13 protein-coding genes and 1 pseudogene are annotated in these 14,202 nt (G+C 55.5%); 6 read left to right on the forward strand and 8 right to left on the reverse strand.

All coding sequences use genetic code 11. The annotated features are described in order from the left end of the window. Positions 1-32: 32 nt before the first annotated feature. A complete protein-coding gene (locus tag E6W33_RS13880) occupies positions 33-1,193 on the reverse strand; it encodes an SAM-dependent methyltransferase (RefSeq protein WP_211097333.1) in 1,161 nt (386 codons plus the stop codon). 94 nt (positions 1,194-1,287) lie between these two features. Here E6W33_RS13880 and E6W33_RS13885 point away from each other — a divergent pair, with 94 nt between their 5' ends. The 3 genes from E6W33_RS13885 to ttcA are packed head-to-tail and all read left to right on the forward strand — an operon-like array spanning position 1,288 to position 3,403. Beyond that, positions 1,288-2,055 (forward strand): SDR family oxidoreductase, encoded by a 768-nt coding sequence (locus E6W33_RS13885; RefSeq protein ID WP_136417903.1) that lies wholly within the window; start codon positions 1,288-1,290, stop codon positions 2,053-2,055. Positions 2,056-2,066: 11 nt separating this feature from the next. Beyond that, entirely contained in the window at positions 2,067-2,459 is a 393-nt protein-coding gene (locus tag E6W33_RS13890; protein WP_136417904.1) for a dihydroneopterin aldolase, read from the forward strand. Positions 2,460-2,473: 14 nt separating this feature from the next. Continuing rightward, positions 2,474-3,403 (forward strand): tRNA 2-thiocytidine(32) synthetase TtcA, encoded by a 930-nt coding sequence (gene ttcA / locus E6W33_RS13895; RefSeq protein WP_247869643.1) that lies wholly within the window; start codon positions 2,474-2,476, stop codon positions 3,401-3,403. A 40-nt stretch (positions 3,404-3,443) separates the two neighbouring features. Here the strand turns inward: ttcA and E6W33_RS13900 are convergent, their stop codons facing one another. After that, positions 3,444-4,322, reverse strand: coding sequence for a DUF6279 family lipoprotein (locus E6W33_RS13900; protein ID WP_136417906.1), 879 nt, complete (start codon positions 4,320-4,322; stop codon positions 3,444-3,446). A gap of 33 nt (positions 4,323-4,355) precedes the next feature. Here E6W33_RS13900 and glmU point away from each other — a divergent pair, with 33 nt between their 5' ends. Next, a complete protein-coding gene (gene glmU / locus E6W33_RS13905; protein ID WP_136417907.1) occupies positions 4,356-5,714 on the forward strand; it encodes a bifunctional UDP-N-acetylglucosamine diphosphorylase/glucosamine-1-phosphate N-acetyltransferase GlmU in 1,359 nt (452 codons plus the stop codon). A 38-nt stretch (positions 5,715-5,752) separates the two neighbouring features. Here glmU and E6W33_RS13910 read toward each other — a convergent pair whose 3' ends face one another. After that, the gene (locus E6W33_RS13910) at positions 5,753-6,226 is read right to left on the reverse strand and encodes an Lrp/AsnC family transcriptional regulator (protein ID WP_136417908.1); all 474 of its coding nucleotides are present in this window, start codon (positions 6,224-6,226) and stop codon (positions 5,753-5,755) included. Between the two features lie 148 nt (positions 6,227-6,374). On the opposite strand from E6W33_RS13910, the gene glmS reads away from it, so the two are divergent. Both glmS and E6W33_RS27045 read left to right on the forward strand, forming a co-directional pair. Continuing rightward, a complete protein-coding gene (gene glmS, locus E6W33_RS13915; RefSeq protein ID WP_136417909.1) occupies positions 6,375-8,192 on the forward strand; it encodes a glutamine--fructose-6-phosphate transaminase (isomerizing) in 1,818 nt (605 codons plus the stop codon). Between the two features lie 642 nt (positions 8,193-8,834). Further along, positions 8,835-8,966: pseudogene (locus tag E6W33_RS27045) on the forward strand (integrase core domain-containing protein); the annotation flags it as partial. Between the two features lie 301 nt (positions 8,967-9,267). On the opposite strand, the gene E6W33_RS13925 reads toward E6W33_RS27045, so the two are convergent. From E6W33_RS13925 to E6W33_RS27945, 5 genes are all read right to left on the reverse strand, one after another. Further along, positions 9,268-9,918: a LysE family transporter gene (locus E6W33_RS13925; RefSeq protein WP_136417910.1), complete on the reverse strand. Its 651-nt coding sequence runs from the start codon at positions 9,916-9,918 to the stop codon at positions 9,268-9,270. Between the two features lie 116 nt (positions 9,919-10,034). Further along, the gene (locus tag E6W33_RS13930; RefSeq protein WP_136417911.1) at positions 10,035-11,387 is read right to left on the reverse strand and encodes a SidA/IucD/PvdA family monooxygenase; all 1,353 of its coding nucleotides are present in this window, start codon (positions 11,385-11,387) and stop codon (positions 10,035-10,037) included. Then, complete coding sequence (locus E6W33_RS13935; RefSeq protein WP_168798642.1) at positions 11,384-11,890, reverse strand: GNAT family N-acetyltransferase; 507 nt, start codon at positions 11,888-11,890, stop codon at positions 11,384-11,386. The genes E6W33_RS13930 and E6W33_RS13935 overlap by 4 nt, the downstream gene beginning before the upstream one ends. 21 nt (positions 11,891-11,911) lie before the next feature. Next, on the reverse strand, positions 11,912-13,225 hold the full coding sequence (ectB, locus tag E6W33_RS13940; protein WP_136417913.1) for a diaminobutyrate--2-oxoglutarate transaminase: 1,314 nt from the start codon (positions 13,223-13,225) through the stop codon (positions 11,912-11,914). A gap of 68 nt (positions 13,226-13,293) precedes the next feature. Further along, positions 13,294-14,064, reverse strand: coding sequence for an AraC family transcriptional regulator (locus tag E6W33_RS27945; RefSeq protein WP_348983162.1), 771 nt, complete (start codon positions 14,062-14,064; stop codon positions 13,294-13,296). Between the last annotated feature and the right edge of the window lie 138 nt (positions 14,065-14,202).

Genomic DNA, 14,202 nt, shown 5'->3' on the forward strand with positions numbered 1-14,202 from the left:
CGGGCGAGTGGAGAATGAGAGAGTCATTGCGATCATAGCCGGTGACTGCGGTCGCTGCGCGCGAATTGATCTGGCAGATGCGCGTGCTTGCCGAGCACCAGCACCTTGAACAACTCGCCCATTTCCGCCGGGGAAATCAGCTTTTGCAGGGCGTTTGCCTGCGGCAGGTAGCGCATCGGATCCTCGGGCGAAGTCCGCAGCAGCAAATCGCCGATGCCGGCTCCAAGCAGAAATGCGCCTTGACTGGTGTAGCCGAGCAATTCCAGCCCGTTCTCGATGGCGACGCTCGCCATCGCGGTGAAATCGACATGTGCGGTGACGTCCTGCAAACCGGGCAAATAGAACGGATCGGGATGCGAATGATGGCGGTAATGACACATCAGCGTGCCCGCCGAACGCTGCCCGAAGTAGTACTCCTGCGCCGGGAAACCGTAATCGATCAGGATGGCAGCAGCGCCTCGTCCGCTTTCCTGGGCGCCGGCGGCGATCATCGCGGCGAGCGAACGCATGAAACCGGCAGCAACCGGATGCACTTCAGTCAGGTAGCCGACCGGCAGCGCATCCGCTTCCGGGATTTGCGCAACAAGCGAGGCATCGCAGGGCCGGTCGAGGAAGACGAACTGGTCGTCCGCCAGTCCGACGCCGCGCTCTTCCCAAGCCTGTTCGGCCTTGACGACCAGATTGACCGGCATGGCGTCGAGTACTTCGTTGCCGATCACGACGCCGGAAAATGCGGCAGGCATGCGGTCCAGCCAGGTCACTTGCGGGAAATCGCGAAGGGTTTCTTCCTGGCGCGCGCGCAGTTCGCCGGACAGGTCGACAATCGCATAGCGCTCGATCGACGTGCCCATGTCGGCCAGTTCGGTGAGGATGTCGCGCGCGAGCTTGCCGGTGCCGGCACCGAATTCCAGGATTTGCGGCGCGGTTTGCGCCATCAGGTCGGCGGCGACATGCGCCAGGGCAGCACCAAAAAGCGGCGTGATTTCGGGCGCGGTTGTAAAATCTCCGTCTTTACCGAGTTTGGCCGCCCCGCCGCTGTAATAACCGAGATCCGGCGCGTACAACAGCAGTTCCATGTACTTTGCGAAGGAGATCCAGCCGGAATTGCGTCGAATTTCGTCGGCGATCAGCTGGTGCAGTGCGCGCGATGCTGCGAGCGCGTCGTGAGAGGGTTCGGGCAGTTGCAGTTGCATGGCCGCTATTGTATTGAAATCGGCTCGGGGAATGTGAAATGTCTGTCCGTACCGTGAATGGATTGACAACTTCCGCGGGCTTCACCACACATCTATGACCACACAAGCAAAAAAAGTTGCACTGGTGACCGGCGCGGCCAGGCGCATCGGGCGCGATATCGCGCTCGCGCTTGCGCAACGCGGCTGGGATGTGGTCGTGCATTACGGCCGCTCGGCCGATGAAGCCGACGCCACCGTGTGCGACATCGAACGGCTTGGCCGGCGCGCCGCCGCCGTGCAGTGCGACTTGGCCGACGAGCATGCGGTGAAGGCGCTGCTGCCGCGCGCGACGCAGGCGCTCGGCCCGATATCCTGCGTGGTCAACAATGCATCATTGTTCGGGCACGATACCATCGGCGATTTTTCGCAGGCCTGTCTCGACGCGCACATGCATACCAATCTGGCCGCTCCCGTACTGCTGGCGAAGGCGCTGCATGACGCGACGCCGGATGGTTCGCAAGCGGTGGTCATCAACCTGCTCGACCAGAAACTGTTCAACCTGAATCCCGACTTCCTGTCGTACACCCTGTCGAAGGCGGCTTTGCACACCGCGACCACGATGCTGGCACAGGCGCTGGCGCCGAAAGTGCGCGTGGTCGGCATCGCCCCCGGCATCACGCTGGTGTCCGGCGACCAGACCGAGGAAGGATTCGCCAAGGCGCACAAACTGACGCCGCTGGGCCGTTCCAGCACGCCGGACGACATCGCCTCCACCGTGTGCTTTGTCGCCGACAATCCGGCGATTACCGGTACCACCCTGCTGGTCGATGGCGGCCAGCATTTGATCCCCCTGCAACGCGACGTCATGTTCGTTGCAAAATAAACTTTGACATTATGCTTTCCTCCCTCTCGCACCCCAGCCTTGCCGAATGCCGGCGCCTCTTCCTGCGCAACTACGAGGTCATGATCAATATCGGCGTTCACGAATTCGAAAAGAAAGGGGAGCAGCGCGTGCTGATCAATGTCGATCTGTTCATCCCCCTGGCCGAATCGACGCCGAAGGGAGACCATCTGCACGAAGTGGTCGATTACGACTTCATGCGCGAGACGATCGCAAAACGCATGGCACAAGGCCACATCCATCTGCAGGAAACGCTGTGCGACGACGTGGCCCGCGCCATGCTCTCGCATCCGAAGGTGCGTGCGGTGCGGGTATCGACCGAGAAGCCGGATGTCTACCCGGACTGCGACGCGGTCGGCGTCGAAGTCATTCATATCAAGGGTTGAGCATGGATACCGCAATGAACGATTTTTCGCCTGAGACGGAGAGCGCCGTCAGCGCCAGGAAAGCAGAGAAGATCGCTTACGAAAACAACAAGCTGCACAAGCGCCTGTGCCGGCTGGTCGGGCAGGCGATCGGCGACTTCAACATGATCGAGGATGGCGACAAGGTGATGGTCTGCCTGTCCGGCGGCAAGGACAGCTATGGCCTGCTGGACATTTTGCTGACCTTGCGCGAACGTGCGCCGATTCATTTCGACGTCGTCGCGGTCAATCTCGACCAGAAGCAGCCGGGTTTTCCCGAGCATGTGCTGCCGGAATACCTGAGCAAGGTGGGCGTGCCTTTCCACATCGAGAACCAGGACACCTACAGCATCGTCAAACGCCTCATCCCCGAGGGCAAGACCACCTGCTCGCTCTGTTCGCGACTGCGGCGCGGCATTCTGTACCGCGTGGCCAGCGAACTGGGCGCGACCAAGATCGCGCTCGGCCATCATCGCGACGACATTCTGGAAACCTTCTTCCTGAACATGTTCTTCGGCTCGAAGCTGAAAGGCATGCCGCCCAAGCTGCAGTCGGACGACGGCAAGCATATCGTGATCCGTCCGCTGGCCTACGTGAAGGAAGTGGACATGGAACGCTATGCCCAGGTGAAGCAGTTCCCCATCATTCCCTGCGACCTGTGCGGCAGCCAGGAGAACCTGCAGCGCAAGCAGATCAAGGCGATGCTGCGCGATTGGGAAAAGAAACATCCGGGGCGCGTGGAGAACATCTTCTCGTCGCTATCGACCATCACGCCGTCGCACCTGATGGACAAGAAACTGTTCAACTTCATGGACCTGAAGGTAACCGGCGAAGCGTCGCCGGACGGGGATATCGCCTTCGATGAAGATCCGTGTGCGACACCGGCGCCGAGCGTGGTGCGCTTCAACAAGCTGGACGACGAGTAGGCAACCGGGTGCGCTCCGCGCATCCGGAACCGTTCGATGATCAGGCGGCCTTCGCTGCGAGCGATCGACAATCCTCGATCCACTTCTGCGCCCGCTTGATTGCAAACGTCTTCTGCGCCGGCGTGGCGATGTTCACGATTAGCGCCACCATTTGCACCGTGCCATCGCGCGAAGCATCAAAGAAGGCCTTGTGCTCCGCGTACAGGAAGTGTTCGAAGCTGCGCTCGATATATCCCCGCAGCAGGCCGAATACCACCTCCCTGGACGGATGCTCCGTCTGTATCTTCCTGAGAATCCTGATCAGCTCCTGCTGGCGCTGCAGGCGCTCCGCCATCCACAAGTCGTTGTCGAGCGGACGTGCATTGGATGCGGCGCGGATTTGCGCTTCCTGTTGCGCGCTGAAATCGCCGAACCAGTATTCCGCCTGCTTCATCACCTTCTTGAAACGGAACTGTTGACGGTCCTCAACATCGCCGCGCAGGTAGTCCTTACGATAACTGTCGTTGTTGGACGCGAACTTCTTCTCGAGATGCGCGATCTGTTGCGGCTGCAATGACAGGGCCAGATCGGTCAGGTCGGGCAGCGCCTTGTCGAGCACCAGCATGGCCTGCTTCTTGAGTTCGGCATAATCGGTCTGCACATCGGCGGGCGTCACCCTGGTCTGCAGACGCTGCTGCTCGCGCGCCAGCAATTGCGCATAACTGGCCAGTTGCGTCTTGCGATGCCAGGCAAACAAATTGTCGATGCGTGCCTTGACCCAGGGCTTTTGCTCGTCGGTGAAATCGATGTAACCGTTCATCCACCAATACAGGAAGGTGTCGCCGTTGGCGTAACCGAGTCGCAGCGCGCTGCACCCGGCCAGCAGGCATGCGAGCAGGAAAAGCGTCGCCCGAACGTAAAAAGCACGGTAAGGTCGCATGATAGAATTTTGCATCACTTCCACTGGGTTTTCATGAATATTGTCATTCTCGCCGCCGGCATGGGAAAGCGCATGCAATCCGAATTGCCGAAAGTCTTGCACCCTCTGGCGGGCAAGCCCTTGCTGTCGCATGTCATCGAAACTGCGCGCGCCTTGTCGCCCACTACCTTGTGCATCATTTACGGACATGGCGGCGAAGCCGTGCCGGAGTCCCTTGCATCGTCCGATATCGTTTTTGCCAAACAGGAACCGCAACTCGGTACCGGCCATGCAGTGATGCAGGCAGTGCCGCATCTGCGCGACGATGTCCCGACGTTGGTCCTGTATGGCGACGTTCCTCTGACGACAAGAAATTCACTTCAGCAATTATTGGACAGCGCAGGAAGCAATAAGTTGGCGGTTCTCACTGTCGAACTGCAAGATCCCACGGGTTATGGTCGTATTGTGCGCCGGCAGGGAAATATTGTTGGCATCGTGGAACAAAAAGATGCGAGCGAGACCGAGCGTGCGATCCGCGAGGTGAATACCGGCATCATGGTGGCGCCGACCGCGCACCTGAAAAAATGGCTGGCGACACTCTCCAACGACAATGCGCAGCGCGAATATTATCTGACCGATATCGTGGCTCGCGCCGTGGCCGATGGCGTACCGGTCGTCTCTGCGCAGCCCTCGGCCGTGTGGGAAACGCTGGGCGTCAACAGCAAGGTGCAACTGGCGGAGCTGGAACGCATCCATCAACGCAATATTGCCGATGCGCTGCTCGAACAAGGCGTCACGCTGGCCGATCCGGCGCGCATCGACGTGCGCGGCGCGCTCACCTGCGGACGCGATGTCACGATCGATGTCAACTGCGTGTTCGAAGGCCAGGTCGAGCTGGAAGAAGGCACGACGATAGGCGCGCATTGCGTGATCAAGAATGCCCGCATCGCCAGGGGCGCGGAGATCAAGCCGTTCTGCCATATCGAAGGCGCGGTCGTCGGCGCCGATTCCATCATCGGACCGTATGCGCGGCTGCGCCCCGGCACCGAGCTGGCAGAGGATGTCCACATCGGCAATTTTGTCGAGGTCAAGAACAGTCAAATCGCCGCGCACAGCAAGGCCAACCACCTCGCGTACCTGGGCGATGCAAGCATCGGTTCGCGCGTGAACATCGGCGCCGGCACCATCACCTGCAACTATGACGGCGCGAACAAGTATCGCACCGTGATCGAAGATGACGTTTTCATCGGCAGCGACAGCCAGCTGGTCGCTCCGGTGCGCGTCGGCAAGGGCGCCAATCTCGGCGCCGGCACCACGCTGACGAAGGACGCGCCGGAAGGCAAGCTGACCATTTCGAGGGCAAAGCAATTGACCATCGAAAACTGGAAGCGGCCGGTCAAGGTCAAGAAGTAGATACACCTCGCGGGTGTGGCACGTCGCATCGCGGCGAGTTATACCGCGATGCGCGTCTCGAACTTGCTGCGGTGGATGGAAAAGAAGCTGCGCACATTGCGCACGTTGGCGTGCGCGGCAAACAGGCGATGTGCCAGCGCATGATAGGCCGGCATGTCGGCCACCTGCACGACCATCACAAAATCCGGACCGGGCGAGACGCGATAGCATTGCAGGACCGCCGCCTCCTTCGCCACCAGCGATTCGAACGCCTCCATGTGCTCCGCGCCCTGATGATCCAGCGTGATTTCCACGATCGCGGTCAATACCGAACCGACCTTTTCCGGCGCAACCAAGGCGACCTGCCGCTGGATCACGCCTGCGTCAATTAATCGCTTGACCCGCCGCAAGCACGTCGGCGGTGAAGCATGCACACTTGCTGCGAGGTCATTGTTTGTCTGCGACGCATCTTCCTGCAAGGCATTCAGAATGCGCCGGTCGAGGTCGTCCAGGGGCAGTTGAGTATTGACCATAAATCGAAATATTGATCTTGTTTTGAAATATTATGTCATTGTGATAGACATACGCAATATCAAGTCATTTTTGCCAGAATATTGCAAACTTATTTCATCCCAGCTCTTCTAGGATAGAGCCGTTCATTCAATCAGGCGAGGATTTTCCATGTGTGGCATCGTCGGCGCAGTAGCGCAACGCAATATCACCCCGATTTTGTTGGAAGGTTTGAAACGGCTGGAATACCGCGGCTATGACTCCTGCGGCGTGGCGCTGCATGTGGACGGCATGCTGCAACGCTCGCGCAGCACTTCCCGTGTCGCCGATCTCGAGATGCAGGTGGACAAGGCCGCCTTGGCCGGCTTCACCGGCATTGCGCACACGCGCTGGGCGACACACGGTGCGCCGGCCTCGCACAATGCCCACCCGCATTTTTCCCGCGATCGCATCGCGCTGGTCCACAACGGCATCATCGAAAACCATGACGAACTGCGTGCCGAACTGGCTGCCGCCGGCTATGTCTTCGAAAGCCAGACCGATACCGAAGTGATCGCCCACTTGATCAACCACATGTACACCGGCGACCTGTTCGACACCGTGCAGCAGGCCGTCAAGCGCCTGCGGGGTGCGTACGCGATCGCCGTGTTCTGCCGCGACGAGCCGCATCGCATCGTCGGCGCGCGCCAGGGGTCGCCCTTGATCGTCGGTGTCGGCAAGGGCGAGAACTTCCTCGCCTCCGATGCCATGGCGCTGGCCGGCACCACCGATCAGATCATCTACCTCGAAGAAGGCGACGTGGTCGATCTGCAATTGCAACGCTACTGGATCGCCGATGTCAACGGCAGGCCGGTCGAGCGCGAAGTGCGCACCGTGCATGCGCACAGCGGCGCTGCCGAACTCGGCCCCTACCGCCACTACATGCAAAAGGAAATCTTCGAGCAGCCGCGCGCCGTAGGCGACACCATCGAAGGCGTTTCGGCCATCATGCCCGAGCTGTTCGGCGACAAGGCATACCAGGTCTTCAAGAAGATCGATTCCGTGCTGATCCTCGCCTGCGGCACCAGCTACTACGCCGGCCTGACCGCCAAATACTGGATCGAATCGATCGCCAAGCTGCCGGTCAACGTGGAGATCGCCAGTGAATACCGCTATCGCGACAGCGTGCCGAATCCGAATGCGCTGGTGGTCGCGATTTCACAAAGCGGCGAGACCGCCGACACCCTGGCCGCGCTCAAGCACGCGCGCGCGCAGGACATGGTCAACAGCCTCACCATCTGCAACGTTGCAACCAGCGCGATGGTGCGCGAATGCATGCTGTCCTATATCACGCGCGCCGGCGTCGAGGTCGGCGTCGCATCGACCAAGGCCTTCACCACGCAACTGACGGCGCTGTTCCTGCTCACGCTCGCGCTGGCGCAAGTGCGCGGCCTGCTCAGCGATGAACAGGAAGCCGCGCATCTGAAGGCGCTGCGCCACCTGCCGGTATCGCTCGGCGCGGTGCTGGCGCTGGAGCCGCAGATCATCGCCTGGTCGGAAGAATTCGCGCGCAAGGAAAACGCCCTCTTCCTCGGACGCGGACTGCACTACCCGATCGCGCTGGAAGGTGCGCTGAAGCTGAAAGAAATTTCCTACATCCACGCCGAAGCCTATCCGGCCGGCGAGTTGAAGCACGGCCCGCTGGCACTGGTAACGCAAGAGATGCCGGTGGTGACGGTCGCGCCGAACGACACGCTGCTCGAGAAGCTGAAGTCGAACATGCAGGAAGTGCGCGCGCGCGGCGGCCAGTTGTATGTATTCGCCGATGCCGATTCACGCATTGCGCCGAGCGAGGGCGTGCATGTGATCCGCCTGCCGGAACACTACGGTCTGTTGTCGCCGATCCTGCACGTCGTGCCGCTGCAATTGCTTGCCTATCACACCGCTCTGGCGCGCGGCACGGATGTCGACAAGCCGCGCAATCTGGCGAAGTCGGTAACGGTGGAGTAGAGGGGGATGGGGAGGCTCGGCCGATGTAAGCGGTAAATAGATGCCGTGGTTTCGAGCTTCATGAAAGCGCGGGTTTCCGTTGCCTGAGTCACCCGGAAACCCGCGCCCAACCTGAGGACCAAAGCATTTATTTACCGTGGCAATTTTGACGTGCTGAAGGGCCTAAATAGCCCTCCCATGTTTCACCGATATTGCACGGTAAACCTTCCCTTTAGGGGCTTCCGACGCTTCGTATTGCTGTCGAGATTGCTAAAAGTCGCAGGCACATCTCGATAAAAATGTATGTAAATACGCAGATTTTTAGCAAGGGCAAGTAACGACGAATCTTGTAGCGCATCCTAATACGCTGGACAGCCGATTTCACCTATCGCCAAGAGGTCGCGCCGCTGACACCAAGTCTCTATATTCAATATAGGCATCCAAGCTTCTACTTCTCAGAATCACGAGACACCGCAAAAACTCGGGAAGAAAGAGATTTCCGGAGGAGATATGTGCAACCAGGGTTTTTTGAGTGAATCCGACCCCTAGTGCCGCGAGCCCATCAGCCAAGGCCTCTGCACTCATGGGAGGAATCTGATTGCGCTCGCTCTCCAATACAGCCTTGGCGCGCCCTTCCCAGGTGCGTACTGTCTCGAAACCCTCGCACGGCAAGTGATCGAGAACTGGCGTCAGGAATACAATGGCGAACGGCCACACAGTTCGCTCGGCTACCTGACGCCGAACAGATTTGCAGAGAGTTTTTTAACCGCAGACTCTATGTCCATTTCGGACTAAATTGGGTAGCAGGTCACGCCGACGCCAGCAAGCGCTGGGAAACCGTGTTGCCACTGTTGGACCCAAATGCCGTCCCCGCCGAGATACGCAAAGGTTACCGCCAGTAGATAAAAGGCGGCACGTTTTTGATTGTGCGCGTTGGCGCTCGCTTGCTGACGTTGACCTGTTGTACAACAAGACTATTGGCGACGATTTTTTCGTCGTGGCCCGGGATCATCAATGGATCCGCATACAATCCAAATTCCAAGGGAATGGAGATCGCGCGGGTGGTGGCTACACGATTCTTAGCAGGTCACGACCACTACCTTGCCATTACATTGCTCGCGGCAAACCCAATTAAAAAAAGGCCTAGGCATAGATCAATTGTTCGATTAAATTTGAAATAAAGCTGCCTCATACGCTTTTGCCCAAACACGAAGGCAACGGATGAATACCAGCAGATTTCGAAGGAGCTACAAATAACAATAATGAGCACCTTATCCATCGTCGTCGTTGATTGAGACAAAAAGGCCGAGAAAATACTAATCATGAACGCTATTGTCTTCATGTTAGTAATGTTTGTCAGAAATCCCATCTTAAAGCTTTGCAGAAACCTGCTTACACCGTCTTTTGCCAAAAGCTGAAGTTCAGTCTCTTTGGTGTCGAAGTCTGTCGAAATTGTTGAATCACTAGCTTTAGAGTTCAGCGCGCTTTTTATTAACAGGTACGCAATGTATAACAGGTAAAGCGCTCCAAGTATGGTGGCAGCCCGGTTCAGTTGAGGAAACTGGCCTAAAAGCAGGGCAAGGCCCAAGACCGAAGAAATTGAAAACATCAGGCCCACAACCCAAATGCCGAAGCTTGCTCCTATGCCTGATGCAATTGAGTTGGCAGCGGCAAAGCGGCTTACCAATATAAAGTTTGGTCCTGGACTGATTACCGCCATTATGTAGACTAGTGCCGGAGAGAACATTCTGTATCCTTAAGAAATAATGTCTTACTGCGCTTGGGAGAATCCTGGTCTGAAAAGATAACTAGCCTTCCATGCCGTTGAACGCTCCCAAGCACTTCATCTTCGCTAATTGCGCGTCAAATCAAGGGACTGAGCTCACGCGCAGACGGCTCTTTAGCTAATGCCGCCCCCACGTCGACTTGTTGAGGGACGTAGTGTCTGTTGGCCAATAAGCTCGTCACTAGCGTATGCGCGCGTAAAGAGACAAGGCTAAAGGAGCCAGCATCTCCAAGCCCGTGCGTAGATTCACAGAGCCCATTCAAATATAGGCGCGGAGCTCCCGGCATCTGAAGCTTTACGCTGTAATCCCTAGATACTACGAGCACGCCTGCCTCATCTAAAGGAAGTCGTTCAGCTACCGGCGCCAGCAATGGGGGGAACGGCTCTCCTTTTGGTGGAGGAGAGAGATCGAGGAAACCTGTTGCGAGCACCAAAGCATCCAGATCAAGATTAGATTCATGTCCTGTGTTGACCTCCTGCAGATTAAGAGTGAGGCCGCTTTCAGGGGAAAATTCAGCATGTTTGACAGCGGTGTTATTTAGTAACTTGAATCTGTTGCGGCCGTCCAGCTTCTCTTCATAGACGTTGAGATAGAGCTGGTGAATAACATCACCATCTGCAGAGGAGTAGTTTGTGCCACGTAACTGGCGGTCTATATTCGCTTTTCCGGCAGGACGCAGATTGTAGTAATAGTCAATAAACTCCGGAAAGTAGACATGATCACTAAACTGACTTGTGTCCTTCAAACGGAAAGCATAACTGCGCTGGATCGAGTAAATCTCCTTGCCAGGAAATCTGTTCATCAAATCGATGAGGAGTTCGACGGCGCTTTGGCTCGCTCCGAGCACACCGATCTTTCGGCAAGTGCTTGGCAATTCTGATATGCGCTTGAGATATTGCGTTAAATGAAAAACGCGCGGGCCGAGTATTGGCTTGAATATACTGGGGATATTTGGACTTCTACCGGTGCCGAGTACCAATGAACGTGTGAGCATGCTTGTGCCGTTATCGCACGTTATTTTCCATAGGTTCTCTTCTCCGATAGTGAGAATTTCCAAATACATGACGCGAGTACTATATGAGACCAAGCGATTGAAATCTCGCGCTGCCCACTGGATATAACGTGCATATTCCTTGCGAAGCGGATACTCCAAACCCAGATTCAAATAATCGAGTAGCCGCTCGTTCTCCTTAAGATAATTGATAAAACTGTATTTACTAAGAGGATTACGGAGGGTCACAAGATCTCTTATTGGGTTGTTCTGGATGTCAGAACCATCGAGCAGCATTTCAGACTGCCACCCCGCCGCTGTTCGTGATTCGATGAAGTGCACGTTTAGCGGTGAATTTGTCTCGGCCAGGCAAATAGCCAAAGCAAGGTTGGACGGGCCAAACCCTACGCCAACTACATCATAAATTTGCTTTGTCATGCTGCCTCCGACGCAAAAAGATTATTTTCCTCTACAGCCGGATGAACCCGATCCTGGTTAAGCGGGTAGTGGTAGTAGTAGTACTCCGAATTCCGGATAAACCCGAAACGTTCATACAAGCCCCGGGCCTTTACATTGGCAACTGCGCCTTCAATGAAAAGCTGTTTTGCGCCGGAGAGATAGCCGAAATTCGCAGCGGCCTTAAGTAGTTTTTCGCCCATGCCTTTGCCTCGAGCTCGCTCGTCGACATACAAATCATTCAAGATCCATAGCCTTTGCATCGTGACACTCGAGAAGCTCGGGAATAGCTGCGTAAAACCTACAATTTCTTGTGATAGGCATCCCACGATAATTTGCGACTCCCCCCTGTAGAAACGCTCACAGAGAAAATCAATGGCACGATTTAGGTTTGGCTTTTCACCGTAAAAGCACCGATATGCATCAAAGAGTGGAGCGATCTTTTCAACGTCATCAAGCGTTGCGTATCTGACAGTTAGGTTCATTGTCGAATTCATTTTTGTCCGTTATATAGCGTAGGGTTTGCGGCGCAAGACGCGTTTGATGGCTGCTTCGAGCAAATCCACTCCTTGATCCACAAGTTCTTCTTCAATCGTGAGAGCAGGTAGCAGTTTTATGACGTGGCCATGTACTCCGCAGGTTTCGACGATGAGGCCTGCATGAAACGCTTCTTCAGAAATGTCGGCCGCAAGTTTGGGATTAGAGAGTGCAATACCGCACAAGAATCCACGACCCCGGACTTCAGCATCCTGCCCATCCTGCTGGAAAACTTCAGCAAGTGAGCCAAGACGACGATGCAGGTAGAAGATTTTTCTTCCCAATTCATCCTCGAAGTCGGCGTTACCCCAAAACTCTTCGAGAGCAGCTTTGCCGGTCACAAAAGCGAGATTGTTGCCCCGGAATGTGCCGTTATGTTCGCCGCTTTCCCAAATGTCATGCTGGGGACGAATCAGATTCATGGAAAAGGGCAGGCCGTATCCGCTAAGCGATTTGGATAGACATATGATGTCGGGATAAACACCCATATCTTCAAAACTGAAGAAGCGACCGCTGCGGCCACAACCGGCTTGAATGTCGTCGATAATCAGCAGAGCGCCGATCTCTTGCGCTAGCTGCTGCAGTCGCTGAAGCCAAGGTTGAGTGACATACTTGAGACCGCCTTCACCCTGAATCGTCTCAACGATGAAGGCCGCCGGCACATCGATGCCGCTTCCAGCCTTTAACATCTCTCGCACGTACTCAATCGTGTCGAGATCTTTGCCCAAAAACCCTTCATACGGCATAAAGGTGACGCCAGTGAGGTTGATACCAGCACCTTGGCGCTTCTTCGGATTGGTGGTCAGTGCCAGTGCGCCAAGGCTCATCCCATGATAAGCATTCGTAAAGGCAATGACGTTTGAACGCTTCGTCACTTTTCGAGCAAGTTTCAAAGCCGCTTCAACTGCATTGGTACCGGTTGGTCCCGTGAATTGCAGTTTGTAACGCAGTCGTCTGGGTTGGAGAATTATCTTCTCAAAGGAGGTGATGAACTCCTCTTTGGCCTGCGTATAAAAGTCCAGGCTGTGCGTTATGCCGTCCGATTCGAGATATTCCTGCAGGCGCTTTTTCAATGGCTCGCAATTGTGGCCATAGTTCAGCGCACCGGCTCCGGCAAAGAAGTCAATGTAGGTCTTGTTGTCAACGCTATGGAGCAAAGACCCTTTTGCGCGACTGAATTTTGCTGGGAAGTCACGGCAATAAGAGCGAACACTAGATTCCAACTCTTCAAAGACCTGAAATCCGTTTGCTGCTTCATTTTGAGCTCTCAAGCTGGTCAGCATATACCCCTTTCTACGTACGTCGTTAGAAAGGCCTTATATTCCCAAACCAGGAGGGAACTTCTCTAGAATCAGATTGCTTTCTTAAACATTTTTGAAGTTGTTCCGTAACACGCTTTTAGCCATCTATTCATATGGCTCTGGTCGGCAAAGCCGGTCTGGACGGCGACCATTGATGGGCAATGCCCTGCTGTCAACAATTGCTTGGCTTTCATTGCTCTGCGGGCCTGCACAAAAGCGATAGGAGTAACTCCGGTAACATTCCTAAAGCATCTGATGAAATGGAACCGACTAAATTCGGCCACTTCAGCAAGATCTTCCACCTTCAAGGGCTGATCCAGATTTGCATCAACATAATCAGTAATATCAGTAATCTTGAGACCAATTGAGGTATGTTTTATCTCTTGAGCTTTGAGGCCCCCGAATCGACAGAGCACATCCAGAATAGTCGATTCAATAAAGCTGTCATAGGTAAGAGGATCGTCGTGGGTGCTTAAGGTCTGCACTACGGTTTGAAGCGTCTCGACTATCTCCGGCGCGCGTATCAATGGGGAAGAAAGGTTTACGTTGGTAGTTAGACTCTTGTGCACGGTTTCTGTTGAGACAAGTATCGTACTGTAGTCTACGCCGCCATCCTGCGCAGCCTCTGCTGTATGAAGCTCGTCGGGACTAAGAAGGATTAAATCACCAGGTCCGGCAATCCACTCGGCGCCTCGATATCGAAAACGCTCCCCCCACGTTTTACGAAGCCAATTATGTATCCATCGTGTACGTGAGGGGCGAAGGTTTTTCGGGCAATCTGCGCATGGAATATCTCTACATCGTGACGATGGTCTGGCCAGCTATAGGCAACTACTTCCCTATATTCAGCTTGAATTTGTTTGTCTGTGACAATCATAGGTACTGAGTTTCAATTCTCATGAAGGACAGCCATGGTCCGCTCGCAGGATCGCAAGATATATAAGCTACCCTAATTCCGG

The sequence above is a fragment of the Herbaspirillum sp. ST 5-3 genome (assembly GCF_004804275.1).
Lineage (GTDB): Bacteria > Pseudomonadota > Gammaproteobacteria > Burkholderiales > Burkholderiaceae_D > Noviherbaspirillum.